Source organism: Streptomyces sp. SLBN-31 (assembly GCF_006715395.1).
GTDB lineage: Bacteria > Actinomycetota > Actinomycetes > Streptomycetales > Streptomycetaceae > Streptomyces.
Genome location: NZ_VFNC01000002.1, coordinates 1,455,399 through 1,479,956, shown reverse-complemented (window position 1 = coordinate 1,479,956; position 24,558 = coordinate 1,455,399). Strand labels below are relative to the sequence as shown.

27 protein-coding genes and 1 pseudogene are annotated in these 24,558 nt (G+C 72.7%); 15 read left to right on the top strand and 13 right to left on the bottom strand.

What is annotated here, in order from left to right:
• Positions 1 to 78: 78 nt before the first annotated feature.
• Positions 79 to 924: a spermidine synthase gene (locus tag FBY22_RS26750; protein ID WP_174267270.1), complete on the top strand. Its 846-nt coding sequence runs from the start codon at positions 79 to 81 to the stop codon at positions 922 to 924.
• On the opposite strand, the gene FBY22_RS26745 is transcribed toward FBY22_RS26750, so the two are convergent.
• Positions 886 to 2,172: an MFS transporter gene (locus FBY22_RS26745; protein ID WP_142150115.1), complete on the bottom strand. Its 1,287-nt coding sequence runs from the start codon at positions 2,170 to 2,172 to the stop codon at positions 886 to 888. The genes FBY22_RS26750 and FBY22_RS26745 overlap by 39 nt on opposite strands.
• 133 nt (positions 2,173 to 2,305) lie before the next feature.
• Here FBY22_RS26745 and FBY22_RS26740 point away from each other — a divergent pair, with 133 nt between their 5' ends.
• Positions 2,306 to 2,743 carry a DUF4442 domain-containing protein gene (locus FBY22_RS26740; protein ID WP_142152529.1) on the top strand — a complete coding sequence of 146 codons (438 nt, stop codon included), beginning with the start codon at positions 2,306 to 2,308 and terminating at the stop codon, positions 2,741 to 2,743.
• A 278-nt stretch (positions 2,744 to 3,021) separates the two neighbouring features.
• Here the strand turns inward: FBY22_RS26740 and galU are convergent, their stop codons facing one another.
• Entirely contained in the window at positions 3,022 to 3,969 is a 948-nt protein-coding gene (gene galU, locus FBY22_RS26735; RefSeq protein WP_260845172.1) for a UTP--glucose-1-phosphate uridylyltransferase GalU, read from the bottom strand.
• Positions 3,970 to 4,344: 375 nt separating this feature from the next.
• Here galU and FBY22_RS26730 point away from each other — a divergent pair.
• The 3 genes and pseudogenes from FBY22_RS26730 to FBY22_RS26720 form a co-directional block, all read left to right on the top strand.
• Positions 4,345 to 5,367, top strand: a pseudogene (locus FBY22_RS26730) (hydrolase); the annotation flags it as partial.
• 159 nt (positions 5,368 to 5,526) lie between these two features.
• Entirely contained in the window at positions 5,527 to 6,204 is a 678-nt protein-coding gene (locus FBY22_RS26725; RefSeq protein WP_399211876.1) for a carboxylesterase family protein, read from the top strand.
• Between the two features lie 86 nt (positions 6,205 to 6,290).
• On the top strand, positions 6,291 to 6,938 hold the full coding sequence (locus FBY22_RS26720) for a DedA family protein (protein ID WP_142150111.1): 648 nt from the start codon (positions 6,291 to 6,293) through the stop codon (positions 6,936 to 6,938).
• Between the two features lie 3 nt (positions 6,939 to 6,941).
• Here the strand turns inward: FBY22_RS26720 and FBY22_RS26715 are convergent, their stop codons facing one another.
• The 5 genes from FBY22_RS26715 to FBY22_RS26695 all read right to left on the bottom strand — a co-directional run bounded on the left by FBY22_RS26715 (position 6,942) and on the right by FBY22_RS26695 (position 9,668).
• Complete coding sequence (locus FBY22_RS26715) at positions 6,942 to 7,475, bottom strand: gamma carbonic anhydrase family protein (protein ID WP_142150109.1); 534 nt, start codon at positions 7,473 to 7,475, stop codon at positions 6,942 to 6,944.
• A gap of 166 nt (positions 7,476 to 7,641) precedes the next feature.
• Positions 7,642 to 7,854, bottom strand: coding sequence for a hypothetical protein (locus tag FBY22_RS26710; RefSeq protein WP_222127820.1), 213 nt, complete (start codon positions 7,852 to 7,854; stop codon positions 7,642 to 7,644).
• A 19-nt stretch (positions 7,855 to 7,873) separates the two neighbouring features.
• The gene (locus FBY22_RS26705) at positions 7,874 to 8,293 is read right to left on the bottom strand and encodes a hypothetical protein (protein WP_142150107.1); all 420 of its coding nucleotides are present in this window, start codon (positions 8,291 to 8,293) and stop codon (positions 7,874 to 7,876) included.
• A gap of 104 nt (positions 8,294 to 8,397) precedes the next feature.
• Positions 8,398 to 8,847, bottom strand: coding sequence for an RDD family protein (locus tag FBY22_RS26700; protein WP_142150105.1), 450 nt, complete (start codon positions 8,845 to 8,847; stop codon positions 8,398 to 8,400).
• A complete protein-coding gene (locus FBY22_RS26695) occupies positions 8,844 to 9,668 on the bottom strand; it encodes a hypothetical protein (protein WP_260845171.1) in 825 nt (274 codons plus the stop codon). The genes FBY22_RS26700 and FBY22_RS26695 overlap by 4 nt, the downstream gene beginning before the upstream one ends.
• 141 nt (positions 9,669 to 9,809) lie before the next feature.
• Between FBY22_RS26695 and FBY22_RS26690 the strand changes: the two genes are divergently transcribed.
• A complete protein-coding gene (locus FBY22_RS26690; protein ID WP_142150103.1) occupies positions 9,810 to 10,607 on the top strand; it encodes an acyltransferase in 798 nt (265 codons plus the stop codon).
• Positions 10,608 to 10,616: 9 nt separating this feature from the next.
• Here the strand turns inward: FBY22_RS26690 and FBY22_RS26685 are convergent, their stop codons facing one another.
• The gene (locus FBY22_RS26685; RefSeq protein WP_142150101.1) at positions 10,617 to 11,474 is read right to left on the bottom strand and encodes a DMT family transporter; all 858 of its coding nucleotides are present in this window, start codon (positions 11,472 to 11,474) and stop codon (positions 10,617 to 10,619) included.
• A 115-nt stretch (positions 11,475 to 11,589) separates the two neighbouring features.
• Between FBY22_RS26685 and FBY22_RS26680 the strand changes: the two genes are divergently transcribed.
• On the top strand, positions 11,590 to 12,162 hold the full coding sequence (locus FBY22_RS26680; protein ID WP_142150099.1) for a helix-turn-helix domain-containing protein: 573 nt from the start codon (positions 11,590 to 11,592) through the stop codon (positions 12,160 to 12,162).
• A 22-nt stretch (positions 12,163 to 12,184) separates the two neighbouring features.
• Positions 12,185 to 12,742: a YbaK/EbsC family protein gene (locus FBY22_RS26675; RefSeq protein ID WP_142150097.1), complete on the top strand. Its 558-nt coding sequence runs from the start codon at positions 12,185 to 12,187 to the stop codon at positions 12,740 to 12,742.
• Between the two features lie 6 nt (positions 12,743 to 12,748).
• Here the strand turns inward: FBY22_RS26675 and FBY22_RS26670 are convergent, their stop codons facing one another.
• The 3 genes from FBY22_RS26670 to FBY22_RS26660 form a co-directional block, all read right to left on the bottom strand.
• Positions 12,749 to 13,969: a 4-hydroxybenzoate 3-monooxygenase gene (locus FBY22_RS26670; protein ID WP_142150095.1), complete on the bottom strand. Its 1,221-nt coding sequence runs from the start codon at positions 13,967 to 13,969 to the stop codon at positions 12,749 to 12,751.
• A 56-nt stretch (positions 13,970 to 14,025) separates the two neighbouring features.
• Positions 14,026 to 14,433 carry a CoA-binding protein gene (locus FBY22_RS26665; protein ID WP_142150093.1) on the bottom strand — a complete coding sequence of 136 codons (408 nt, stop codon included), beginning with the start codon at positions 14,431 to 14,433 and terminating at the stop codon, positions 14,026 to 14,028.
• A gap of 124 nt (positions 14,434 to 14,557) precedes the next feature.
• On the bottom strand, positions 14,558 to 15,898 hold the full coding sequence (locus FBY22_RS26660; RefSeq protein ID WP_142150091.1) for a jacalin-like lectin: 1,341 nt from the start codon (positions 15,896 to 15,898) through the stop codon (positions 14,558 to 14,560).
• A gap of 411 nt (positions 15,899 to 16,309) precedes the next feature.
• Here FBY22_RS26660 and FBY22_RS26655 point away from each other — a divergent pair, with 411 nt between their 5' ends.
• From FBY22_RS26655 to FBY22_RS26635, 5 genes are all read left to right on the top strand, one after another.
• On the top strand, positions 16,310 to 17,023 hold the full coding sequence (locus tag FBY22_RS26655) for a hypothetical protein (RefSeq protein WP_142150089.1): 714 nt from the start codon (positions 16,310 to 16,312) through the stop codon (positions 17,021 to 17,023).
• A complete protein-coding gene (locus tag FBY22_RS26650; RefSeq protein WP_142150087.1) occupies positions 17,020 to 17,580 on the top strand; it encodes a histidine phosphatase family protein in 561 nt (186 codons plus the stop codon). Before FBY22_RS26655 ends, FBY22_RS26650 begins: the two co-directional genes overlap by 4 nt.
• A gap of 211 nt (positions 17,581 to 17,791) precedes the next feature.
• Positions 17,792 to 18,418 (top strand): YigZ family protein, encoded by a 627-nt coding sequence (locus tag FBY22_RS26645; RefSeq protein WP_142150085.1) that lies wholly within the window; start codon positions 17,792 to 17,794, stop codon positions 18,416 to 18,418.
• Positions 18,419 to 18,569: 151 nt separating this feature from the next.
• The gene (locus FBY22_RS26640) at positions 18,570 to 19,733 is read left to right on the top strand and encodes an exonuclease SbcCD subunit D (RefSeq protein ID WP_142150083.1); all 1,164 of its coding nucleotides are present in this window, start codon (positions 18,570 to 18,572) and stop codon (positions 19,731 to 19,733) included.
• Entirely contained in the window at positions 19,730 to 22,783 is a 3,054-nt protein-coding gene (locus FBY22_RS26635) for an AAA family ATPase (RefSeq protein WP_142150081.1), read from the top strand. Before FBY22_RS26640 ends, FBY22_RS26635 begins: the two co-directional genes overlap by 4 nt.
• Here FBY22_RS26635 and FBY22_RS26630 read toward each other — a convergent pair.
• Complete coding sequence (locus tag FBY22_RS26630; protein ID WP_142150079.1) at positions 22,777 to 23,223, bottom strand: Lrp/AsnC family transcriptional regulator; 447 nt, start codon at positions 23,221 to 23,223, stop codon at positions 22,777 to 22,779. The two genes, FBY22_RS26635 and FBY22_RS26630, sit on opposite strands and share 7 nt — an antisense overlap.
• 59 nt (positions 23,224 to 23,282) lie before the next feature.
• Positions 23,283 to 23,528, bottom strand: a complete 246-nt coding sequence (locus tag FBY22_RS46060; protein WP_160159937.1) for a pentapeptide repeat-containing protein — start codon at positions 23,526 to 23,528, stop codon at positions 23,283 to 23,285.
• On the opposite strand from FBY22_RS46060, the gene FBY22_RS26620 reads away from it, so the two are divergent.
• Complete coding sequence (locus FBY22_RS26620) at positions 23,454 to 23,936, top strand: rhodanese-like domain-containing protein (protein WP_142150075.1); 483 nt, start codon at positions 23,454 to 23,456, stop codon at positions 23,934 to 23,936. The genes FBY22_RS46060 and FBY22_RS26620 overlap by 75 nt on opposite strands.
• Before the next feature lie 97 nt (positions 23,937 to 24,033).
• Positions 24,034 to 24,546: an immunity 21 family protein gene (locus FBY22_RS26615; protein ID WP_142150073.1), complete on the top strand. Its 513-nt coding sequence runs from the start codon at positions 24,034 to 24,036 to the stop codon at positions 24,544 to 24,546.
• Positions 24,547 to 24,558: the final 12 nt, after the last annotated feature.

The following is a 24,558-nucleotide window of genomic DNA, read 5'->3' as shown; positions in this document are numbered from 1 at the left end:
CGAGGGGGCGCGGACCGGCGGTGGCCGGTCCGCGCCCCCTCGCGGCCTCCCCGCGTCGTCCGGCCGCACAATGGAGCGGTGACCGAACCCATCCCCGTCAGCCGGGCCACCGACCTCGGTGTCGCCAAGCTCATGCCCGACGTCGACCGCGAGCGGGCCTGGCTGCTGACCGTCGACGGGGCACCGCAGTCCTACGTCGACCTCGACGAGCCGGCGTACCTGGAGTTCGAGTACGCGCAGCGGTTGGGACATGTGCTGGACGTCGTCGACGAGCCGGGGCGGGCGCTGGACGTGGTGCATCTCGGGGGCGGTGCGCTGACCCTGCCGCGGTACCTCGCCGCGACCCGGCCCGGTTCCCGGCAGGACGTCGTCGAGGCCGACCGCGCGCTGCTGGAACTGGTCGTGGAGCACCTGCCCCTGCCCGAGGACGCCGGGATCGCGCTGCACGCCGCCGACGCCCGCGCGTGGCTGGAAGCCGCCCCCGACGGGTCCGCCGACGTCGTCGTCGCCGATGTCTTCGGCGGCTCCCGCGTCCCGGCCCACCTCACCTCCGTCGCCTACGCCCAGGAGGCCGGCCGGGTGCTGCGCGACACCGGCGTCTACCTGGCCAACCTCGCCGACGCCGCGCCCTTCGACTTCCTGCGCTCCCAACTCGCCACGTTCGCTACGGTCTTCGAGGAACTCGTGCTGATCGCCGAACCGGCCGTGCTGCGCGGCCGCCGTTTCGGGAACGCGGTGCTGGTCGCATCCCACCGGCCCCTCGACACGCCGGCCCTGACCCGGCTCACGGCATCCGACGCCTTCCCGGCCCGGGTCGAACACGGCCAGGGCGTACGGGACTTCATACGCGGTGCGCGACCCGTCCGGGACGAGGACGCCGTACCCTCACCCGAGCCCCCCGACGGGGCTTTCGGCATCGGCTGAACCGTTCCTGACGGCCACCTCCCTGGTACGGCGCCGAAGGTTGCGCACATCCGGCACGGCCAGCACGGCCGCCGTGACCAGCACGACCAGTGCTGAGCAGCCCCACAGCGACGCCTTGCGCCCGAAGGCCTCCTCGGCGGGACCGGCCAGGGCGGTCGCCAGCGGTACCAGGGCGACCGATCCGAACCAGTCGTACGCGGAGATCCGCGAGAGCTTGTCCTCCGGTATCTCCTGGTGCAGCGCGGTCATCCAGGACACCCCGAACACCTCGACGAGCGCGCCGGACAGGAACATCACCGCGCACAGCGAGCCGACGGGGACCGGGACGGCGAGCGCGGCCGACGGCAGCGCCAGCGGGAAGACGCACAGCGTGCCGGCGAGGAGCAGGCGGCGCGGCTTCCAGCGCGTCATCAGCAGCGCACCGGCCACCGTGCCGGCGCCGAAGCAGGCCAGCGCCAGGCCCCACGGTCCCGCACCGCCCAGGTCGTCCCGGGCGACGAGCGGGCCGTAGACCGCGTCGGCCGCGCCGACCACCGCGTTGGCGATCGAGAACTGCACCACGATGCCCCACAGCCAGGGACGTCCGACGAACTCCCGCCAGCCCTCGCGCAGATCGGCGAGCATGCCGCCGCCCGCCTCGCGCGGGGGAATGTGAGCGACGTCGAGGAAGGCCCGCAGCGCGCCCGCGACCGCGAAGGCCGCCGCGTCCGCCGCGAGGACCCAGCCCGGCCCGAGCACGGCGACCATGGCGCCGCCGAGCGCGGCTCCGCCCAGGCCCGCCCCCTGCATCGCCATCCGGAACACGGCGAACGCACGGCCCGCGTGCTCGGCCTGGACCGACGACATCAGCATGCCCTCGGCCGCCGGGCTGAAGAACGCCTGGCCCGTGCCGCCCAGCGCGGTCAACAGCATCATCTGCCACAGCTGCGGATGGCCGGTGAGGACCAGCGCGGCGAACGCGGCCTGGGACAGGCAGTTGAGGGTGTTGGCCGCGACCATCACGCGATGCCGGGGCAGCCGGTCCGCCAGCGCTCCGCCGATCAGCAGGAACACCACCAGGGGCAGCGTGCGGGAGGCGGCCACCAGACCCACGTCACCGCCGTCACCGCCCGCGTCCAGCACCGCGAAGGCGGCGGCGATCAGCGCACCGTTGCCGCCCAGGCCGGTCACGACCGCCGCGGCGGTCAGCAGGCCGTAGTTGCGGCGGGCCGCGAGGGGGCCGGGGGAGTGTGCGGAGGCTGGGGTCACCGGCTGACTATCCCCGCTGGTGGCGCCGCCTGCCAAACCGTTTCCCCGTCCCGGCCTCCGGCGTGCGATCACCGCACGGATCTGGCCACTCGCGGCTACTCATGGGTAACATCCCCGCATGAGCGCAGACCAGATGTCGATCGGCGAGATGCTCGCCGCGACGGTGCCGATGGCCCGGACCCTGAACCTGGAGTTCGTGGAGACCACGCCGGAGAAGGCGGTGGTGGTCCTGCCGGACCAGAGCGAGTACCACAATCACGTCGGCGGCCCGCACGCCGGCGCGATGTTCACCCTCGGGGAGACCGCGAGCGGGACGATCGTGCTGGCGGCCTTCGGGGAGCAGCTCTCGCGGGCCGTGCCGCTCGCCGTGAGCGCCGAGATCGCCTACCGGAAGCTGGCGATGGGCCCGGTCACCGCCACCGCGACCCTCGGCCGGCCGGCCGTCGACGTCGTCGCCGAGCTGGACGCCGGGCAGCGCCCGGAGTTCCCCGTGTCGATCGAACTCAGGCGCGAGGACGGCGCCGTCACTGGCGAGATGACAGTCATCTGGACACTGCGTCCCAACGGCTGAGACGGGGTCTGGTTTGGCACGGGCGCGGGCACGGGGTCCGGGGCGTACGTCGTCCCGGGCCCGTCCGTGTCGTCGCCTTCGGCGTGCGCGGTCCCGGGCTCCGCGTCGCGTCGTCCGCCGGGGCATTCTCCGTCCCGGCCCCGGGGCCGTGTCGTCGTCGGGGGTTTTCGCCGCCCAGGGCCAGGAGTCGCAGCGTCGTCCACGGTGAACGCCCTTTCGGGGCTCGCATCGGGGGCTTCGTCCCGAGTGCACCTCGTCCTGCGCGGAGCGCCCTGTCCTCAGGCCGCCTGTCGGCGTGGGCCGGCGGCGGCGCCCTCCAGTCCCGCGACGAACTCCTTGAGCCAGGCGGTGAATTCGGGGCCCAGGTCGTCCCGGTCGCAGGCCAGCCGGACCACCGTGCGCAGATAGTCGGCCTTGTCGCCGGTGTCGTAGCGCAGTCCGTCGAAGACGACGCCGTGCACCGTGCCGCCCGCGGCCAGTTCCTGGAGGGCGTCGGTCAGCTGGATCTCGCCGCCGCGGCCCGGCGGGGTGCGCTCCAGGGTGTCGAAGACGGCCGAGTCGAGGACGTAGCGACCGATGACGGCGTAGGTGCTCGGCGCGTCCTGGCGCGAGGGCTTCTCCACCAGGCCGGTGACCCGGACCACGTCGGCCTCGCCGGTCGCCTCCACGGCCGCGCAGCCGTAGAGGTGGACCTGCTCCGGCGCCACCTCCATCAGGGCGACGACGCTTCCCGAGTACTGGTCGCGGACGTCCAGCATCCGGCTGAGCAGGGTCTCTCGGGGGTCGATCAGGTCGTCGCCGAGCAGGACGGCGAAGGGCTGCTCGCCGACGTGACGGCGGGCGCACAGGACGGCGTGGCCGAGGCCGAGAGGTTCGCCCTGGCGGATGTGGTGGATGTTGGCCAGCCGGGCCGGATCGCGTACGGAGTCCAGTCGTAGGGTGTCTCCCTTGGCGGCGAGGGCCTGCTCCAGCTCGAAGGCGTTGTCGAAGTGGTCCTCGATGGCCCGCTTGTGCCGGCCGGTGACCATCAGGACGTCGTCCAGCCCGGCCGCGGCCGCTTCCTCGACGACGTACTGGATGGCCGGCTTGTCGACGACCGGCAGCATCTCCTTGGGCGTGGCCTTGGTCGCGGGCAGGAAGCGGGTGCCGAGCCCGGCGGCGGGGACGACTGCCTTGGTGACGGTACGGACGGAGGCGGGGGCGCTCGTGGCGTGGGGGGCGATCATGCGGCCCATGCTGGCGGACGTGGATGAGAGCGTCCCGGGAGAAACCTCGGAGGACGCTGTGGGTCCGGCCGGACGGAACGGCAGAACTTGAAGGTTTCGTGCGCCGGTCGCCTTTTTCCCTCCACAACTTGGCGGCGGTGCGACCGATTTATCGAATGCCGGTGCGTATACCGCCGGTAACTTATCTGAAGGCGCGCGATTTTGAACATGGGTCACTCGAACTTCTTGTTTCCCGTGCATCAATTGTGCGAAAGTGAACGGTCCTATAGCGGTCCCGGCACCCGAGCGCATAGGTATGCACCAATCAGCTCCGCCGCTTTTCGGTGAACCCGCGAATTCCCTACGTCCTCCTGAGGCTTGGAAGGAATCGGTTCAGTGCAATCGCCTTACCCCCCACGTCCCCCTTATCCGCCGCGCCCCGGATCGGGTCCGGGAGAGTCCGACCGCAACCTCGTCGCACAGCTGAACCAGGGTGCCGCGGGTGCCCGGGCGGGAGCGTTGCTGCTGGCCAGGCACTGGCGAGCGGCATATGACTACGCAGTCGTCTGTCTCGTCGGCACGGACGACGCGGCGTCCATGGTCACGGCCGCCGCATTCCACCGGGTGCTCGACCGGCCGACGGGCGGCGCACTGCGGCCGCAAATTCTGATGGCGGTGCGCGAGACCGTCAAGGAGTGGGCCGCCGACGACCGTATTTCCCTGGTGCTGCCGGAACTCCGCAAACCGACCGGCGGCCGGGGGCTGCGGGCCGCACGGTCCGTGACACCCGAAAGGCGGCAGCTCGCCGAACGGGCATTCAGGGCCGTTCCGGGAGCCTCTCAATGCCTGTTGTGGCATACCGAGGTCGAGGCGGAACCCATAACCATACCAGCCGGTCTGCTGGGCGTGGACGCGTCCACCGCGGCGGCCGCTCTGGAGCAGGCGCGCGAGCAATTCCGGGTCGGCTGTGTACGCGCCCACCGGGAACTCGCGCCCGGCCGGGAATGCCGCTTCTACAACCGGCTCCTCGACGTCCCGATACGTCGCGGGGGCGCCCTGCTCCCGGACGTCCAGCAGCACCTGGCGCAGTGCCGCTACTGCCGGCACGCCGCCGAGCAGCTCAGTCATTTCGAGGACGGCCTGGACGTGCTGCTCGCCGAGACCGTGCTCGGCTGGGGCGCACAGCGCTATCTCGACTCCCGGCCCGGACGCGGCGGGGACCGGACGGTGCGACCGGGCCGCTCCGGCGCCCGGCCCCCGGGCGGCGGCCGCCACCGCCCCGCTCCCTCGGCCAGGCGCGCCACGGTCATCGCCCTGGGCGTCGGAGTGACGGCACTCGCCCTGCTGGTGACGGTTCTCGTGGCGAAGGGCTGGTCCGACGACAACGGTGTCCCGGCTCCCCATGCCACCTGGGGAGCGCAGGTCCACTAGCCGACGGGGTCACCCTTCTCGGGGTGGCCCCGTCTCTCTTCGTTGCCGGCCGCGTCGGTGGTGCCGAACGGAACGTCAATTCCGCCGTCCGCGACACCGGTCGGCGCGAGGGGGGCGCCGTGCCGCAGGTGTACGTCGGGCGCTACGGTGACCGGCGGCGCCTTCCTTCCGGTGCAGCCCGAGCAGGCGCTCGCGAAGGGCGCGGCGGCCCGGGTGCCGGTGATCAACGGCGCGAACGAGGACGAGGGCCGGCTGTTCGCGTTCTCCCGGTTCGACCTGACCGGCAGCCCGCTCACCGCCGAACAGTATCCGCGGGTCATGCGGGACGACTTCGGCGAAGAGGCCCTGGCCCGCTATCCGCTGTCCGGCTACCCGACCCCGACCGTCGGATACGCCACCGCCCTGGGCGACGCGGTCTTCGCGTGCGCCGCGCTGCGCCTCGACGGCCTGTTGAAGGCACGCGGCCCGGTCTACTCGTACGAGTTCGCCGACCGCACCTCGCCGCCCTTCGCCTCCCTGCGCAACCTGCACACCGACTTCGACTTCGGCGCGACGCACGTCAACGAGGTCCAGTACCTCTTCAAGCACTTCGGGCTCGAGTCGCCGTTCGACGCGCAGCACAGGGCGCTGTCACGGCAGATGATCCAGTACTGGGGATCCTTCGTGCGGGACGGCGTGCCGCGGGCGGCGGGACAGCCGACGATGCCCGCCGGTCCGGGCGTGGTCCTCTCGCTCAAGACAGCCTCCAAGGGCGGTGACACCCTCAGCACCACCGCGCACGAGGAACACCACTGCGACCTCTGGGACCGCCTCGCCGCCGGCTGACCCGGTAGGCTTCCCGGCGTGCGCCCCCGTGCGGCGCACGCCGGGAACACGGCGAACCGAGGGTTACGAACCGGGAGGAACCGGCTTTGCACGTCCAGGAGTGGCTCGACACCGTGCCCGCCGCGGCCGTCTACGCCGTGGTGGCGCTTGTCATCGGTCTGGAGAGCCTGGGCATCCCGCTGCCCGGCGAGATCGTCCTGGTCTCGGCGGCCCTGCTGTCCTCCCAGCACTCGGGCGTCAACCCCGTGATCCTCGGCGCCTGCGCCACCCTCGGCGCCGTCGTCGGCGACTCCATCGGCTACGCCATCGGCCGCAAGGGCGGCCGGCCGCTGCTGGCCTGGCTGGGCGCGAAGTTCCCGAGGCACTTCAGCGAGGGACACGTGGCCACGGCCGAGCGGTCCTTCGAGAAGTGGGGCATGTGGGCCGTCTTCTTCGGCCGCTTCATCGCCCTGCTGCGGATCTTCGCCGGTCCGCTCGCCGGTGTGCTGCACATGCCGTACTGGAAGTTCCTGATCGCCAACGTCCTCGGCGGCATCTGCTGGGCCGGCGGCACGACGGCGGTCATCTACTACGTCGGCATCGTCGCCGAGGACTGGCTGAAGCGCTTCTCGTACCTGGGTCTGGTGGCCGCGGTACTCGTCGGCCTGGCGTCGATGCTGGTCATCAGGCGCCGGGCGAAGAAGGCGGCACAGCAGCAGGCGGCCGAGCCCGAGCCCGTCCCGGCCGCCGACTGAGGGCTACGGCTTCTCGTACAGCTCGCCGTGGGCCGTCGCGAGTGACGCGTACAGCGTTCCGTTGAGGGTGACGCCCTCGCGCTCCTCGTCCGTCAGCTGCCGCTTGACCTTCGCGGGGACACCGGCGACCAGTGAGCCGGGCGGCACCTGCATCCCCTGCGGCACCAGCGCCTGCGCGGCGACCAGCGAGCCCTCGCCGATCACGGCGCCGTTCAGCACGGTCGCCCCCATGCCGACCAGACAGTCGTCGCCGACGGTCGCCCCGTGCACCACCGCGTTGTGCCCGACCGACACCCGCTGCCCGATGCTCACCGGGAACCCGGGGTCGGCGTGCAGCGTGCAGTTGTCCTGGATGTTGGCCTGGGCGCCGACGGAGATCCGCTCGACGTCGCCGCGCAGCACCGCCCCGTACCAGACACTCGCACCGGCCTCGAGCGTCACGTCCCCGATCACCGAAGCGGTCGGCGCCACGAACGCCTCCCCGTCGATCTTGGGCTCCCTGCCGCCGATACCCGTGATCAGCGCCTCGTGCGTCATCGGTCTCTCCTCCTCGTCGGTACAGCACGCACCGTAGGCGATGAGCGACGACGGGACGGCACCGGGCGCGGGTCCGTCAGGTGCCGGCCGTGTTCTAGGGTGCCGTCGGGTGGGGCGTGCCGGATCGTGCCGTCCTTGCCGCCGGCGTCCAGGGACTGCAGACACATCAGCACCCCGTATGTGTCTTCGGCGGCCGGCCGCCGCTGGTAGTCGGCCAGCAGCGTGACACCGGGCGCAGCAGCTCCTGCCCGTCCTCCTTGCCGCCGATGCCGGCCTTGAAGCCGGGATCGAAGTCGGTGGAGAGGTCCACCTCCGATCCCGGCTTCACCCGCAGAGGGGCGATGAACTCGGCGATCCGCTCGGCTCGTTCGTCCGACATGCGCCACCGTCCTCGGCTCTCAGTACCTCGTGTCCCGCTCCACCACGCACAGGCCCCAGATGGTGAAGCCGTACAGCGCGATCATGGTCATCGACCAGAACGGGTAGTACGGGAGGGACAGGAAGTTGGCGATGATCAGCAGCGAGGCGATGGCGACGCCCATCACCCGCGCCCAGGTCGCCGTCATGGCCAGTCCGATGCCGACGCCGACGGCGATCACGCCGAGGGCCAGATGGATCCAGCCCCAGCTGGTCAGGTCGAACTGGAACACGTAGTTGCGGGTGTTGACGAAGACGTCGTCGTTCGCGATCGCCATGATGCCGCGGAAGACGTCGAGGATGCCGCACATGATCAGCATCACGCAGGCGAACGCCGTCAGACCGCTCGCGGCGGCCAGGGCGCCTTCCGAACGGTGGTGTTTCGGGGTCGTCGTGGCCATGGCTGGACCTCCGTCCCGGGGGGCGGCCGCCGGAGGCGGCCCTTTACACGATTCCTACTCCGGGACCGGGGCCGCCGCGTCACCTCGCACGGGTGATGGCGGCGTCAGAACCGGTGGTAGCGGACAGAGGTGGCCACGGCGACGTCCTGGAGCGACGCGCGGCGCCTGCTGAAGGGGATCCAGAACAGTCCGACGGGGAACACGAGACACAGCACGGCCCGCAGCAACGCTCGCGGGACGCCGAGCAGCCGGCCACCGCGGCCGGTGACCCGGAGCCCCATCAGCCGGTCGCCCACGGTGCCTCCGGTCGAGGCCCAGCAGACGGCCAGGTACAGCACGGCGAGGACCCAGCCGGCCACGCCCGTCAGCCAGTCGGCGAGGTCGGGCATGCGGAACGGCGGCCCGGTGACGAGCAGCCGGAACCCCGCGTACACGAACTGCGCGGCCAGGCCGATGCCGGCCACCACCAGCACGTCCACCAGGGCGGCCAGGCACCGGGTGACGACGCCGGCGACATCGCCGTACGCGCTCCGATCCCGGCTCTCCCGGCTCATGGCGCCGGTCCGAGCGACCCCCCGTGGCCGTCCGCCCGGGCCGCGTCCGGCACGCGCTGCCCGCTGTCGCCGTCGCCGTCGGCCAGAGCCGACTCCCGCCCGTGCGGCCCGGCGTCGCCGTCGACCTGTTTCGTCTCCCGCGCGTGCGCCCCCCCTTGGTCGGCGGCCCGTGTCGGCTCCAGCACGTGTGAGCGCCCGTCGCCGTCGGCCCGGGGTGTCTCCGGCGCCGGTCTGTGCAGCAGCCTGTCGGCGACGCGGTTGACCATGCGGTCGGCCCGTGCGCTCCGCAGCCGCAGTGCGTCGACCGTCTCGTCGGCCATCCCGCCGCTGGTCTCCCGCACGATCCGGCCCAGGTCGATCTCCTCCAGCACGGCTCTGGTGAGCGTCACCAGATCGACCCGGGCGATCACCCCGTCGATGTCCAGGCGCGCGGCGACCCGGTCGACGTCGATGCGCGCCGCGATCCGGTCCACGTCGATGCGCTCCGCGATCCGGTCCAGGTCGACCCGTCCCGCCACCGCCTCCACGTCCAGCCGCGCGGCCACCCGGTTCACGTCCACCCGCTCGACGATGCGGTCGACGTCCACCTGGTCCGCGAGCGCGTCGATGTCGACGCGGCCGGCGACCCGCATCACGTCCACCCGGTCGGCGACCCGGTTCACGTCGAGGCGGCCGGCCAGGGCGTCGAGGTCGAGACGGTCGACGACGGCGGCCGTCAGCGTCCGGATCAGCCGGTCCGTCACCTGACCCGCGGTGGACAGTCCGAACCGCGCCGCGCGCTCTATCGTGCGGCGGGGGTCGACGAGACGGAGCAGTGTCACCCGGTCATCGCACCACCGCCGCGGCACGGCCGCCTCATCCGCTACGGGTGAACCGCGCGGGGGTCGCCCGTGCCCCCGGTGGGGCGAAGATCACAGCACCACGGCCTCATGGGCGCGCAGCGCGCTGAGTACGGTGACTGCGTGCCGAAGAGTAAGAACACGTTCTCATCCTGGCGGCGTCGCCTCACACAGCGCGCCGTCCACGTGGGCTGGGCCTGGGTGCAGCGCACGGGGTCGGTGACGGCCGAGAGTCCCGGCCGCTTCCGCTTCGGCTCGATCGGCGCCCACACCCGCCTGGCCTTCCCGCTCGGCACGGTCTTCGGCGAACCCTGGATCCACCTGGGCTCCCACTGCATCGTCGGCGAACAGGTCACGCTCACCGCCGGCCTTATGCCCGACCTGGACCTCGGCCCCGAGCCGATCCTGCGCATCGGCGACGGCGTGGTCCTGGGCCGCGGCAGCCACGTCATCGCCGACACGACGGTCACCATCGGCAGCGACTGCTACTTCGGGCCGTACGTGTACGTGACCTCGACGAACCACTCGTACGACGATCCGCACGAGCCCATCGGCAAGCAGTGGCCGCGGATGGAGCCCGTGGAGATAGGACCGGGCTGCTGGATCGGCACCGGCGCGGTGATCCTGCCGGGCGCGCGGATCGGGCGGAACGTCGTCGTGGCCGCGGGCGCGGTGGTGAGGGGCGCGGTGCCCGACCATGCCGTGGTGGCCGGGGCGCCCGCCCGTGTCGTACGGCGCTGGACGGCCGCGGACGGCTGGCAGCCGCCGCTCAGGACTCCGGCGCCGGTGCCCCTGCCCGACGACATCACGCCCGAGCAGCTGCGCGCCCTCTCGGCGCTGGACGAGGAGACGGCCGCGAGGCTCGCCGAACTCGACGAGGAGACGGTGGCCCGGCTCGCCCAACTCGACGCCGACGCCTGACGGGCCCGCTCAGCCCGTCGCCAGCAGGAGCGTGCCGACCAGGGCGAGGCCGGCGCCCGCCGCCTGCACGCCCCGCAGGCGTTCCCGCAGCACTCCACGCGCGGCCAGGGCGGTCACCACCGGGTAGAGCGAGGCGAGTACGGCGGCCACGGTGACCGGTCCGTGCTGGGCGGCGACCGAGTAGGTGCCGTTCGCCGCGACGTCCGCCAGCCCGACGAAACCGAGGGCCGGCAGGGAGGCCCAGGGGAAGTGGCCCTCGGGGAGAGCCTCGGCGCCCCGCTTCACGGAGGCGTACAGGGCGATGCCGCCCGCGGCCACATTCGTCAGTCGCTGCACGAAGAGGGCGAGGAACAGGCCGGTGACCGTCGTGGAGGCCTCCGCGATCAGCGCGAACACCGCGCCGAAACCGAGCGCCGCGATCAGGGTGAGCAGGATGGCCTGCCGCTGCACGGCCGGGCCCCCGCGCTGCGGGCCGCCCGCCAGGACGACCCCGGCGACGGCGACCGCGATGCCCGCGACCTGCACCAGACCGGGACGCTCGCCGAGGAGGAGGCCCACCCCGACCGGTACCGCCACGCTCAGCGTGGCCAGCGGGGAGACAACGCCCATGGGGCCCATGGCGAGCGCCTTGTAGAACGCGATCATCGCCACCGGGCCGGCCAGACCCGCCGCGAACGCGAACCACAGCCGCGGGCCGGCCTCGCACCAGCCGCCCGTGGCCGCCACGATCGCACCGAGCACGGCGGCGGCGATCGTCTGCGAGACGACGACCACGGTGAGGGCGGGCAGACGTCGCGTCAGCAGTCCGCCGCCGAAGTCGGCCAGGCCCCACAGCAGGCTGGTGGCCAGGGCGAAGAGTGCTGTCACGGTCTGCCTCGCAGTACAGTTCGGTGAACGATCGGGTGCACCCCACCGTAGTTCAATGGAGTGAACTCTGTCATCCAGAATATTGACCTCGACCGGCAAGGGCATTGGACGGAACGTGTCGGATCTCGATCTGCTGACCCAGTCCCTCGCGCGCAACGTCAAGCGCTGGCGCAACGAGCGCGGTTTCACGCTGGACACCCTCGCGGCCCGCGCCGGGGTCAGCCGCGGGATGCTCATCCAGATCGAGCAGGCCCGCACCAACCCCAGCATCGGCACGGTCGTCAAGATCGGCGACGCGCTCGGGGTCAGCGTCACCACACTGCTCGACTACGAACAGGGCCCGAAGGTCCGCATCGTCCCCTCCGGCCAGGCGGTACGGCTGTGGCACACCGACGCGGGCAGCTACAGCCGGCTGCTCGTGGGCACCGAGGCGCCCGGCCCGCTGGAGATGTGGGAGTGGCGGCTGATGCCCGGCGAGGGCAGCGTCTCGGACCCGCACCCCGCCGGCACCGTGGAGCTCGCCCATGTGACCGAGGGCGAACTCACCCTCACCGTCGAGGGCGCCGAACACCGTGTCCCGGCCGGAGCCAGCGTCACCTTCGAGGCCAACGCCCCGCACGGCTACAGCAACACCGGGACCACCCCGGTGGAGTTCGTGCTGACCGTATCCGTCCCGCCGGTGCGCTGAGCGGCCCTGTTAGCGTGCGGTCATGGACGCACCCATCGGACACTTCGACACCGCGCTGCCGGCCCCCGACGCCCTCGACGAACTGACCGGCCCGGTCGCCGACGCCGTACGCCACTGGAGCGGCAGCGTCCCCGCGGAGCAGATCGTGTACGTCGACACCGACCCCCAGTGGGCCGACACCGCCGTCTTCGTGCAGCACTACGGCCAGGAGCTGCTGGAGCGGTCGGCGAACTGTGTCGTCGTGGCGGGCAAACGCGGCGGCGAGACGACCCTGGCGGCCTGCGTGGTGCTCTCGACCACCAGAGCCGACGTCAACGGCGTGGTGCGCCGCCAACTCGGCGCCCGCAAGGCCTCCTTCGCGGCCATGGACGTCGCGACGGGGGAGACCGGCATGGAGTACGGCGGCATCACCCCGATCGGGCTCCCCGAGACCTGGCCGGTGCTGGTGGACTCGGCCGTCGTCGACCTGCCGTACGTCCTGGTGGGCAGCGGACGCCGGCGCGGCAAGCTGCTGGTGCCGGGAAAGGCGTTCGCGGAGCTGCCGGGAGCGGTGGTGCTGGAGGGTCTGGGCGTGGCCTGACCGGCGTCAGGACGCCGAACTCCGGCCCAGGTACTGCTCCGCGAACGCGGCCGCGGCGGCGGGAGACTCGAAGAGGCGGCGCAGCCGGGCCAGGGTGGTGCCCGCCCGGTAGGCGTCACCCGAGGACGCGCCGTGGTACACCTCCGACAGCCACTGCGAGAACTCCTGGTAGTCCCACACGCGGCCGAGACAGGCCGCGGAGTAGCCGTCCAGCCCGGCCGCGTCGCCCTTGGTGAGGTACGCGACGAGGCCGTCGCCCAGGAGGAACGCGTCGTGGAGGGCGAGGTTCATGCCCTTCGCCGCGATGGGGGCGGTGAGGTGGGCGGCGTCCCCGGCCAGGAACAGCCGGCCGAACACCATCGGTTCGACCACGTGGTTGTGCATGTCGAGGACGCGCTTCTCGATCAGCCTGCCCTCGCTGAGCGGCGGCCGGTCGGCTGCGCCCAGGCGTTCCTGCAGCTCCGCCCAGACCCTGTCGTGCGACCAGTTCTCCGGGTCGTCGCCGGGCGGGCACTGAAGGTAGTAGCGGGTGACCTCCGGACTGCGGGCCATGTGCCCGGCGAAACCGCGCGGATGGATGCCGAACACCACGCAGTCGCTGGACGGCGGCGCCTCGGCGAGCAGCGCCAGCCAGCCGACGCCGTAGTCGTGCCGGGCGATCCGGGCGCCCTGCGGCAGCACGGTCCGCGTCACTCCGCGCGCCCCGTCGCAGCCGGCGACGAAGTCGCAGTGCACCAGGTGCCGTTCACCCGTGGCGGGGTCCGTGTACGACACCGCGGGACGGTCCGAGTCCAGCCCGTGCAGCTGTACGTCCCGCACGCCGAACCGTATGGCGCCGCCGCGCACGTCGGCGTACTCGCGCACGAGGTCGGTCACCAGCAACGGCTGCGGATAGACGTAGTGGTGATGCCCCGTCAGTTCGTGGTAGTCCAGCCGGTGGCTCCCGTCGCCGAACCTGAACTCGCACTCGGTGTGCAGCTGCGCACGCTCCAACAGGCCCTCGGCCAGGCCCCGTTGTTCCAGACCGCGGACGGCCCACTCCTCCAGCACGCCGGCCCGGGGCCGCCGTTCGATGAACTCGCGTGTGTCGGTCTCCAGGACCAGGCAGTCGACCGAGACGGCCCGCAGGATGTTGCCGACGGTGAGGCCGGCGGGTCCCGCGCCCACGATCACGACCGGGAAGCGGCGCGCGGGCGGGGACTCGGAGTGGGGTGCGAGGGAGGTCACCCGAGCATTATGACGGTGGACTGTCAGCCGGGCAGTGGTGTTCGGACCGGCCCCCGTCAGCCCAGCCGCGGGATCTCGATCGCGGGGCAGCGGTCCATGACCATGTCGAGACCGGCGGCGCGGGTGCGCTCGTACGCGGCCTCGTCGACGACGCCGAGCTGGAACCAGACGGCCTTGGCACCGATGGCGGCCGCTTCGTCGGCGATCGGTCCGGCGAGGTCGCTGTTGACGAAGACATCGACGACGTCGACGTCGAAGGGGATGTCGGCGAGGGAGGCGTACCCCTGCTCGCCGTGCACCGTCTCCGCCTTGGGGTGAACGGGCACGATGCGCTTGCCGAAGCGCTGGAGGACGTCGGCGACGCCGTGGGCCGCCCGCCGCTCGTTCGTCGACAGGCCCACGATCGCCCAGGTGTCGCCGAGCTCGGTGAGGATCTTGCGGACTGTTGCTGAGTCGCCGTACACGCTCGGTCTCCTCATGGATCTGCGAAGGCTTGCGAAGCCCACAACACAGCGGGGAGCGCGGTGATTCCTCCGCCGTGCGGCGAGAGCGTGGCCCGGCGCACGGGCCACGCTCACCGACGGGCGCCTAGCGCTGGGTGTAGATGAAGCCGATCTTGTCGACCGCGTCGCCGGAGCGTCCGTGGAAGCCCGTGATCTGCCAGCCGCTCGGGGCGGTACGGGTCACGCAGTCGGAGGTCGTGGTGCCGCCGGCCAGGGTGCGGCCGAGGTTGGTCGTGTACTTGGCGTAGAAGATCCGAGTGTGGCCGCTGTACTGGCCCTGGCAGAGGTAGGCCGAGGTGACGTACTCGCCGCTGCCGAGGGTGAGGGAGGCCGCGGTGCCGCCGGTCCCGCCGTGGGCGAGCGTGGTGCCGTTCGTCAGGGTGAGGCTCATCTGGTCGACGCGGCTGCCGCTGCGCAGCGCGACGGTGGTGGCGCGGGCGCCGGCCGGCACGCTGTCGATGTCGTTGTAGTAGTCGCCGTGCGGGCCGCCGTACTGGTCGCTGAGCTGGAACGATGAGTTGCGCGACCAGGTGAAGCCGGCGGTGATCGGGTCGTGGTCGGAGAGCATCAGCCCGGCGTCGGTGAGGAACTTGGCGTGCTCGTTGTTGTACGTGGTCGCGTTCAGGGAGACGAGCTTGCTGCCGCGGTAGAGGACCTTGTCGACGACCTCGCAGGTGTTGGGCACCGTCGCCCCGGACTGGTCGCAGACCAGCGCGTCGCTGCCCTTGGCGGGCGGGGTGCCGCCCCGTATCAGCTGCACCCAGGCGTCCGTGAGGCCGTTGGCGGAGGCGAACTCGCCGATGGTGTCGGCGGAACGGGTGTAGCGGGTGTTGGTGTCGCCCATGACCACGACGGCGTTGCCCGCCGAGTGCGCCTTGATGAAGGCGGTGAGCTGGTTGAGGTTGTCGGCGCGGGAGGCCTCGTCGCCGTCGTTGGTGCCCGCGTTGGTGTGCAGGTTGTAGAAGTCGACGTAGACGCCCTCGGCCAGGCGCTCGCGCATGAAGGTGAAGCCCTTGGGGGTCAGGCAGTCACCCGAGTCGACCTGGCAGGAGTTCCAGCGGACGCGCTCGAAGTCGTCGGTGTCGTAGGGGATCTTGGACAGGGTGTTGAGACCGCTGCCGATGCCGGCGCCGCCACTGGTGGGGGTGCGGTAGGCGTGCGCGGTGTCGGCGGCGTAGAGGTACGCGTGGTAGTTGAAGTCCTCCTCCACGTGGACGATGTCGTAGGGGGCGATGCGCTGGCCGATGGCCGTGGTGCTGGTGTCGCGCGGCGTGGAGGCGCTGGAGAGGCTCTCGGGCAGGCCCGCCACGTTGTAGCTGAGGACGCTGAAGGAACCGGAGTCCGCGGCGGCCGCGGAGGGAGCGGTCGCGGTGAGCCCGCCGAGCGTGGCGGCCGCCACGGCCAGGCAGGCGAAGAGTCTGCGCATGGGTGTGTCTCCTGTGGAGGGAAAGCGGTTGCAGTGAGGAGCGTGACAGAAGTTACCGCCGGTTACCCGAGGTCTGTCGAGTGTTTGGACGCTCTTTCACAGGAGTTGCCCGCCATACACGGGCGGTTCGGACGACAGCCGACGACGACGCACGGGCCGGGCGCACCGTCACACCACGCGCGTGGGCCGTCGGTCCCCCCGCACACGACCGCGCGCAGGCCGTCCGTCGCCCCCGCACGCGGGGGCCGTCCATCGCCCCCGCACGCGACCGCGCGCGGGCCGTCCATCGCCCCCACGCATCACCGGATGCAAGCCGCGAATCGTGCCTCCGCGATCGGTTGTCTGCCACCGCCTTGTCCGGAATCCGCGCCGGAGACTGCGCTCGGCCGTTCCGCCGCCTACGCTCACCCCGTGCTGCGCATCACCGACGCCCGAACCGGCGAGTCCCTCGAGGCCGCCCCCGCCCGCCGGGGCCTGACCCGGGTCGAGGCCCACACCGCGGGGGCCGGCACCGGCGCCCTGCGCGTGCTGCTCGTCGCCGACCTGCTCGTGCGAGCCCTGGAACTCGGCGGCACCCCCGTGTGGTCCGTGCTGACCTGCGAGCGAGACCGGGCCGAGTTGCAGGCCGGGGCCGCCGCGCTCGGCATCCGCCCCTTCGAGGACAGCCGGGACGTGGGCTCCGGGCTCGGCGAGGCACAGGTCATCCACGTCGTCACGGAGGGAACCGCGACGCCCGACGGGCCCACGGTCGCCGTCGCCCCGGTCCACGGCACGGCCGAGGGCGCCGACCCGATCGCCCTGCGCCTCGCCCTGCTCGCCCGGGACCGCGCCGCACCGGCCGCCCTCGACCCGGCCGTCCTCGACGAGGCCCGCGCCACCCTCGCCCGGTGGCGCGGCCGCGTCGCCGCCTGGGCACGGCAGCCGTCCCGGCCCATCCCGGACCAGGCCCGGACCCGGCTGCGCACCGCGTGGGAGGACGACCTGGACGTGCCCGCCGTGCTCGACACCCTGACCTGGGTGGAGACTTCGCCCGACCTGCCGGACGGCGCCCGCTTCGAGACGTACGCCTACGCCGACCGGCTCCTCGGGCTCGAGCTCACGCGCGACCTGGGAACCCCGGCATGATCGCGCGCACGGGCGCGGGGCCGCTGCGCCGGTTGGTCGTGCTGCGGCACGCCAAGTCCGCCTGGCCGGTGGGCGTCCCGGACCACGAGCGGCCCCTCGCACCGCGCGGCCGCCGGGACGCCCCGGCCGCGGGGCGCGCCCTCGCCGAGGCCGACTGCCTGCCCGATCTCGCCCTGTGCTCCACCGCCGTACGCGCCCTTCAGACCTGGGAACTGGCCTCGGCCCAGTGGGGCACGCCCCCGCCGGTACGGCGGGACGCCCGGCTGTACGCCGCCGAACCGGTTGACCTGCTGGAAGCCGTGCACGAGGTGTCTCCGGAGGTCGAGACGCTGCTGCTGATCGGGCACAACCCCGGACTGGAGGAACTCGTCCTGACGCTCGCCGGGGACGGCCTCGACGACACCTTGGACGAGGTGCGCACGAATTTCCCGACCTCGGCGATCGCGGTCCTGGCCTGGCGCGGCACCACCTGGCGGACCCTCGCCCCGGGCATGGCGCTGCTGACGAGCATGATCGTGCCCCGGGGGAGGAAGAAGGGCGGCGGCGCCGAGCGCTGAGGCCGGCCCACGCGCACGTGTGGCCGACGCCGCGGATCGGCCCGGCGCGCCTGAACGCCTCATGGGTGACGGGAGCGACCGCCTGCACCTCATGGGTGACGGGAGCGACCGCCTGCACCTCATGGGTGACGGGAGCGACCTCGCCGTCCCCGAACGCCAGGAACCACCTGCGGCGGGGCCCCGGGGTCCGCGGGCCGCATAGGCTGGGCGGATGCAGGACGAGTACCGCACAGTGGCCCGCGCGGGCGTGCACGAGACCGAGGTCAACCGTTCCCGTTTCCTGTGCGCCCTCGCCCCGGCCGCCACCGAGCGGGAGGCCCAGGACTTCGTCGCCGCCGTCCGCAAGGAGCACGCGGACGCCACCCACAACTGCTGGGCCTACGTCATCGGCGCCGATGCCTCCGTGCAGAAGGCGAGCGACGACGGCGAACCGGGCGGCACGGCCGGCGTCCCCATGCTGCAGATGCTGCTGCGCCGCGAGATGCGCTACGTCGTCGCCGTCGTCACCCGCTACTACGGCGGCGTCAAACTCGGCGCGGGCGGCCTCATCAGGGCCTACGGCGGTGCGGTCGGCGAGGCGCTCGACGCCCTCGGCACCCTCACCCGCCGCCGCTTCCGGCTCGCCACGGTGACCGTCGACCACCAGCGCGCCGGCAAGGTGCAGAACGACCTGCGCTCCACCGGCCGAGACGTACGTGACGTCCGTTACAGCGAGGCCGTCGCCATGGAGATCGCCCTGCCCGACGCCGACGTCGACGCCTTCCGGGCCTGGCTGGCCGACGCGACGGCCGGGACGGCGGGGTTCGAACTGGGTGGGGAAGCTTACGGGGACGCGTGATGTCGGCCGCGAGGGCGCGTGGCGTTCCCCGCGGGAGGGCATGACGTTCTTCGCGAAACGGTCGTAACGGACCGGCGCGAGGCGGCTCATGACGGGCCGATACGGGAGTAACCGCCCGTGATGTCAGACCCGGCCGTTAGGGTCGGGGATCATGAGGCTGTTGCACACTTCCGACTGGCATCTCGGCCGGGCGTTCCACCGGGTGAACATGCTCGGGGCCCAGGCCGAGTTCATCGGCCACCTGGTCGCGACCGTGCGCGAGCACGGCGTGGACGCGGTGGTCGTGTCGGGAGACGTGTACGACCGTGCGGTGCCCCCGCTGGCCGCGGTCGAGCTGTTCGACGACGCCCTGCACCGCCTCGCCGACCTCGGCGTCCCGACGGTGATGATCTCCGGGAACCACGACTCGGCCCGCCGGCTCGGCGTCGGCGCCGGCCTCATCGGGCGCGCGGGCATCCACCTGCGCACCGAACCGGCCGCGTGCGGGACCCCGGTGGTGCTCACCGACTCCCACGGGGACGTGGCCTTCTACGGACTGCCGTACCTCGAACCGGCCCTCGTCAAGGACGAGTTCGGGGTGGAGAAGGTCGGCCACGAGACGGTGCTCGCCGCCGCCATGGACCGCGTCCGCGCCGACCTCGCCACGCGCGCGCCGGGCACCCGCTCCGTCGTCCTCGCCCACGCCTTCGTCACCGGAGGCGAGGCCAGCGACAGCGAACGGGACATCACCGTCGGCGGGGTCGCCTCCGTACCCGCCGGCGTCTTCGAGGGCGTCGACTACACGGCGCTGGGCCACCTGCACGGCTGCCAGACCATCACCGACCGGGTCCGCTACTCCGGCTCCCCGCTGCCGTACTCCTTCTCGGAGGCCGACCACCGCAAGACCATGTGGCTGGTCGACCTCGACGCCGAGGGCGCCGTCACCGCCGAACGCGTCGACTGCCCGGTCCCGCGCGCGCTGGCCCGCGTCCGGGGCACCCTGGAGGACCTGCTCGCCGACCCCCGTCTCACGCCGCACGAGGAGGCGTGGGTCGAGGTCACCCTCACCGACGCCGTCCGCCCGGCCGACCCCATGGCCCGCCTCACCGAGCGCTTCCCGCACACCCTCAGCCTGCTCTTCGACCCCGACCGGGCTCCGGACGATCCCGACGTGTCGTACGCCCGGCGGCTCGCGGGCCGCAGCGACCACGAGATCGCCGAGGACTTCGTCGCCCATGTGCGCGGCGCGGGACCCGACGAGCGGGAACGGATCGTGCTGCGGGACGCCTTCGACGCGGTGCGCGCGGACGAGGCCCTGCGGGAGGTGGCGCGGTGAGGCTGCACCGGCTGGACATCACCGCCTTCGGGCCCTTCGGCGGCTCCCAGTCCGTCGACTTCGACACCCTGTCCGCGGCCGGGCTGTTCCTCCTGCACGGACCGACCGGCGCCGGCAAGACATCCGTTCTGGACGCCGTGTGCTACGCGCTGTACGGCACCGTCCCGGGCGCCCGCCAGAGCGGCCAGGGCCTCACCCTGCGCAGCGACCACGCGGCGACCGGCACCCGCACCGCGGTGACCCTCGAACTGACCGTCGCCGGACGCCGGTTGGAGGTCACCCGGCAGCCCCCCTGGGAGCGGCCCAAGAAGCGCGGCTCGGGCACCACCCTCGAAAAGGCGCAGAGCTGGCTGCGCGAGTACGACGCGACCGCCGGCGCCTGGAAGGACCTCAGCCGCTCCCACCAGGAGATCGGCGAGGAGATCACCCAGCTGCTCGGCATGAGCCGCGAGCAGTTCTGCCAGGTCGTGCTGTTGCCCCAGGGCGACTTCGCCCGCTTCCTGCGTGCCGACGCGGAGTCCCGCGGCAGGCTGCTGGGCCGTCTCTTCGACACCCACCGCTTCGCCGAGGTCGAAAAACGCCTCGCCGAGCGCCGGCGTGCCGCCGAGGCCCGGGTCCGCGAGGGAGACGCGACCCTGCTGGCCGACGCCCACCGCATGCAGCAGGCGGCCGGCGGCGCGATGACTCTGCCGGAACTGCAGCCGGGCGAGCCGGGGCTGGCCGAAGCGGTGCTGACCGCCGCCGCCGTCGCCCGCACGACCGCCCGCGAGCAGCTGACGATCGCCCACTGCCGGCTGACGGCCGCGGAGTCCGGGCAGGCGGCGGCCGAGCGGGAACTCGGCGAGGCGCGCGAACTGGCCCGGCTACAGCAGCGGTTCACCGAGGCCCGGGAGCGTGCCGCACGGCTGCAGGAGCACGCCGAAGCCCACCGGGCGGCGCAGGAACGCATGGACCGGGCCCGCAAGGCCGAGGCGGTGGCGCCCGCCCTGGAACTGCGGGACGCGGCCGACGCGGAACACCGCAGGGCGGCCCAGGCGGAGGCAGGGGCCCGTGCGCTGCTGCGGGACGCCCTCGAGGCGGAAGGAGCCGGCGGCCCGCGCTCGGGTGCGGCCCCTGCTGACGACGTGGACGCGTCGGCCCACGCCGGGGCCTCCGGGCTCGCGGTCGCCGCGCGGCGGGCGGCCGAGGAGCTGGGCGGGCTGGAGTCGGCCCGCCGTGCCGAGCAGCGGCTGAGCGAACTCCTCACGGAGCGCGCCGGGCTGGACCGGGAGGAGCGGGCCGACGCGGAGGTCCTTCAGGAGGCCGAGGCCTGGCTCGCCGGCTGGGAGGAGATCCGCACCGGCCTCCAGAGCGCCGTCGAGTCCGCCCAGGAGGCGGCCACCCGGGCCGAGCAGCTGGCCGTGCAGCGGGACCCCGCCCGCAGGAGGCTCGCCGCGGCCCGGCAGCGCGACCAGTTCGCGCGGGACACCGACGACGCCCAGCGGCAGGTGACCGCCGCCACGGAACGCGCCCTGAAGGCCCGCGCCGAGTGGCTGGACGTCAAGGAACAGCGGCTGAACGGCATCGCCGCCGAGCTGGCCGCCCAGCTCACCGACGGCGAGCCCTGCGCGGTCTGCGGAGCCACCGAACACCCGGCACCGGCCCGTAAGGACGCGGGACACGTCGACCGGGAGACCGAGGAGCGCGCGCTCGCCGTCTCCCAGGAGGCCGACGAACAGCGCGTCGAGGCCGAGCGCCGCCTCGGCGTCGTACAACGGGCACTGGCCGCCGCCGAGGGTGAGGCCGGCGACACTCCCACCGAACAACTGGCCTCCCAGGCGCAGGAGTTGGAGAGGCTGTACGCCGAGGCGCGAAACGCGGCGTCCGCGCTGCACACCGCGAGCGAGCGGCTGCGCCAGGCCGAGCAGGAACACGAGCGGCGAGTCGCCGCCCGGCAGCAGGCCGCCGTACGGACCGCCTCCCGGGTCGCCCGCCGCGACGCCCTCGACCGGGAACGCACGACCCTGGAACAGCAGCTCACCCACGCGCGCGGCACCGCCGCGAGCGTCTCGATCCGCGCCACCCAGCTGGAGCGCCGGGTCGCCCTGCTCACCGACGCCGCCGACACCGCGCGCGCCGCCGAGGACACCGCGCAGCGACTCAAGGACGCCGACGCCCGGCTGGCCGACGCCGCCTTCCGCGCCGGCTTCGACACCCCGCAGGCCGCGGCCGCCGCGCTCCTCGACGCGGCCGCCCACCGCGAGCTGCAACACCGCCTGGACGCCTGGCAGTCCGAGGAGTCGGCGGTCCGTGCCGTGCTCGCGGAGGACGACACCGCGGCCGCCGCCCGGCGATCCCCGGCCGACCTCGCCGGCGCCCAGCGGACGGCCGCCGCCGCGGCCCAGCGCCTGCGCGAGGCCGCCTCGGCCCGCGACGCGGCGGCCCGCCGCTGCGCCGAACTCGACCGGCTCTCCGCCCGCTCGGCCGACGGCGTCCGCGCACTGGCACCGCTGCGCGAGGAGTACGACCGCGTCGCCCGCCTGGCCGCCCTCACGGCCGGCACCTCCGCGGAGAACGAGCGCAAGATGCGCCTGGAGTCGTACGTACTGGCCGCCCGCCTGGAACAGGTGGCCGCCGCGGCGACCGTCCGACTGCAGCGCATGTCCTCCGGCCGCTACACGCTGGTCCACTCCGACGACCGCGCCGGACGCGGCCGCAGCGGTCTCGGACTGCACGTCGTCGACGCGTGGACCGGACGCGAGCGGGACACGGCGACCCTGTCCGGCGGGGAGACCTTCTTCGCCTCCCTCGCCCTCGCCCTCGGCCTGGCGGACGTCGTCACGGACGAGGCGGGCGGGGTCCGCCTGGACACCCTCTTCATCGACGAGGGCTTCGGCAGCCTCGACGACCAGACCCTCGACGAGGTCCTGGACGTGCTCGACTCGCTGCGCGAGCGCGACCGCAGCGTCGGCATCGTCAGTCACGTCGCCGACCTGAGACGGCGCATCCACGCCCAGTTGGAGGTCGTGAAGGGCAGATCGGGATCGGTGGTCCGGCAGCGCGGTCAGTGACCCAGTGGGCGCCGGGGCAGCGGTGAGGAGTACACGACGCTCGTGGTCACCGAACCGAGCGACCCGATCTTCCCCGACACCTCCTCCAGGTGCCGCATCGAGCGGGCGGCGACCTTGATGACGAAGCAGTCGTCGCCCGTCACATGGTGCGCCTCCAGGATCTCGGGCGTCACGGCGACCAGGTCGTGGAAGGGCTTGTAGTTGCCGTTCGGGTAGCGCAGCCGGACGAATGCGAGGATCGGCAGTCCCAGCCGTTCGGGGTCCACGACGGCGGCGTACCCCTGGATGACCCCCGCCTCCTCCAGCCGCCGCACCCGTTCGGTGACCGCGCTCGGCGACATGGACACGGCACGCGCCAGCTCGGCGAAACTGGCCCGTCCCTCACGTTGCAGGACGTCGAGGATGCGCCAGTCGGTGGCGTCCGGGGAAAACGCGGTCATGCCCGAGGAATAGCAGGGGAATCCCCGGCCGTGCAAGGAGAGGGCCGTGGAACGAGCCTTCAGGGTGCCGGTCGACGACCGTAGATTTTCTGGCGTAGCGAAGAACGTCCCAGCGAAGAACGTCCCAGCGAAGAACGCCGTAGCGAAGAACGCCGTAGCGAAGAACCCCGTAACGAAGAACCTCGTAGCGAAGAACCTCGTAGCGAGGAACGTCGGCGAAAGGCCAGATCATGACCAGTACCACCACCGCCGTGAACCCCGTCCTGCGTGTCGCCCCGGCGGCCCCGGCCGAGGCCGCCGCCCACTTCCGGGCGAGCCTCGCCTTCCACGCCGACGTCTCCGACGTGGCCGCCGCGCTCGCGGCCGGCGGCGATCCCGGCTTCGTCGTCCTGGACTCCCGTTCCACCGAGTCCTGGGACCAGGGCCACATCCCCGGCGCCGTCCACCTGCCGACCGCGCTCATCCCCGAACAGGCGGAAGCCCTCCTCGACAAGTCGGTGCCGGTCGTCACCTACTGCTGGGGTCCCGGCTGCAACGGCGCGACCCGGGCCGCGCTGGCCCTCGCGGAACTCGGCTACCGCGTCAAGGAGATGCTCGGCGGATTCGAGTACTGGGCACGCGAGGGCTTCGCATACGAGAGCTGGGAGGGCGCCGGCCGCCGCGCCGCCGACCCGCTGACGGCGCCGGTGGGCACGGAGGACTGCGGCTGCTGACGATTCGCCCGGTATGACCGGTCACGATGGGTGGCCCCTATGGAGGGTTGGGGGACACCGAAAACGTGGGACGTCCGTGCGTGTAGGTTCTTGCGCCATGGTGCGATACGCGGATCCCGGGGCGTTGGAGTGGGTGGAGTCGGGCGGCGGCCCGCTCATAGCGGTGCCGGAGACGGTCCTGCCGTTCTGGGCGGGCGCGGACGGCGAGGAGACCGCCTCCGACTACGACCGCGCCTGCGAGGTCGACGGGGTCGTCGGCCTGCTCCCGGTCGGTGACTCGGCGGCCCTGGTCCTCGGCGACGAACCCGCCTCCACCGCTTACCTTCCGGAACACGGCGCCTTCGTACGGTGGTGCGCCGCGAACTCCGAGGACGAGCTGCTGTCCGGCGTCCCGGCCGCCCTCGCCACGGCCGACTGGGAGAACGAGGTGCGCTGGGAAGTGCCGGGCCCGGTCGTCCTGTTCGACTCGGCCTGGCCCGGGAACGAGACCGGTCGGACGGACTGCCTCAAGGTCCCTCTCGAGCCGGGCAGTTACGCGGTTCGCGCGGCCAACGTCCAGCCCGGCCCCGAGACGTGGCTCGGCCTCGTACAGCTTCGGCGGCTCGACTGAAGCAAGTCCCCG

What these genes read in the sequence shown, in the direction of transcription:
- FBY22_RS26740 (WP_142152529.1), top strand. Translation starts at nt 2,306, where the DNA reads ATGTCGATCGGCGAGATGCTCGCCGCGACGGTGCCGATGGCCCGGACC.
- galU (WP_260845172.1), bottom strand. Translation starts at nt 3,969, where the DNA reads ATGATCGCCCCCCACGCCACGAGCGCCCCCGCCTCCGTCCGTACCGTC.
- FBY22_RS26715 (WP_142150109.1), bottom strand. Translation starts at nt 7,475, where the DNA reads ATGACGCACGAGGCGCTGATCACGGGTATCGGCGGCAGGGAGCCCAAG.
- FBY22_RS26710 (WP_222127820.1), bottom strand. Translation starts at nt 7,854, where the DNA reads ATGTCGGACGAACGAGCCGAGCGGATCGCCGAGTTCATCGCCCCTCTG.
- FBY22_RS26705 (WP_142150107.1), bottom strand. Translation starts at nt 8,293, where the DNA reads ATGGCCACGACGACCCCGAAACACCACCGTTCGGAAGGCGCCCTGGCC.
- FBY22_RS26700 (WP_142150105.1), bottom strand. Translation starts at nt 8,847, where the DNA reads ATGAGCCGGGAGAGCCGGGATCGGAGCGCGTACGGCGATGTCGCCGGC.
- FBY22_RS26675 (WP_142150097.1), top strand. Translation starts at nt 12,185, where the DNA reads ATGGACGCACCCATCGGACACTTCGACACCGCGCTGCCGGCCCCCGAC.
- FBY22_RS26660 (WP_142150091.1), bottom strand. Translation starts at nt 15,898, where the DNA reads ATGCGCAGACTCTTCGCCTGCCTGGCCGTGGCGGCCGCCACGCTCGGC.
- FBY22_RS26650 (WP_142150087.1), top strand. Translation starts at nt 17,020, where the DNA reads ATGATCGCGCGCACGGGCGCGGGGCCGCTGCGCCGGTTGGTCGTGCTG.
- FBY22_RS26645 (WP_142150085.1), top strand. Translation starts at nt 17,792, where the DNA reads ATGCAGGACGAGTACCGCACAGTGGCCCGCGCGGGCGTGCACGAGACC.
- FBY22_RS26640 (WP_142150083.1), top strand. Translation starts at nt 18,570, where the DNA reads ATGAGGCTGTTGCACACTTCCGACTGGCATCTCGGCCGGGCGTTCCAC.
- FBY22_RS26630 (WP_142150079.1), bottom strand. Translation starts at nt 23,223, where the DNA reads ATGACCGCGTTTTCCCCGGACGCCACCGACTGGCGCATCCTCGACGTC.
- FBY22_RS26620 (WP_142150075.1), top strand. Translation starts at nt 23,454, where the DNA reads ATGACCAGTACCACCACCGCCGTGAACCCCGTCCTGCGTGTCGCCCCG.
- FBY22_RS26615 (WP_142150073.1), top strand. Translation starts at nt 24,034, where the DNA reads ATGGTGCGATACGCGGATCCCGGGGCGTTGGAGTGGGTGGAGTCGGGC.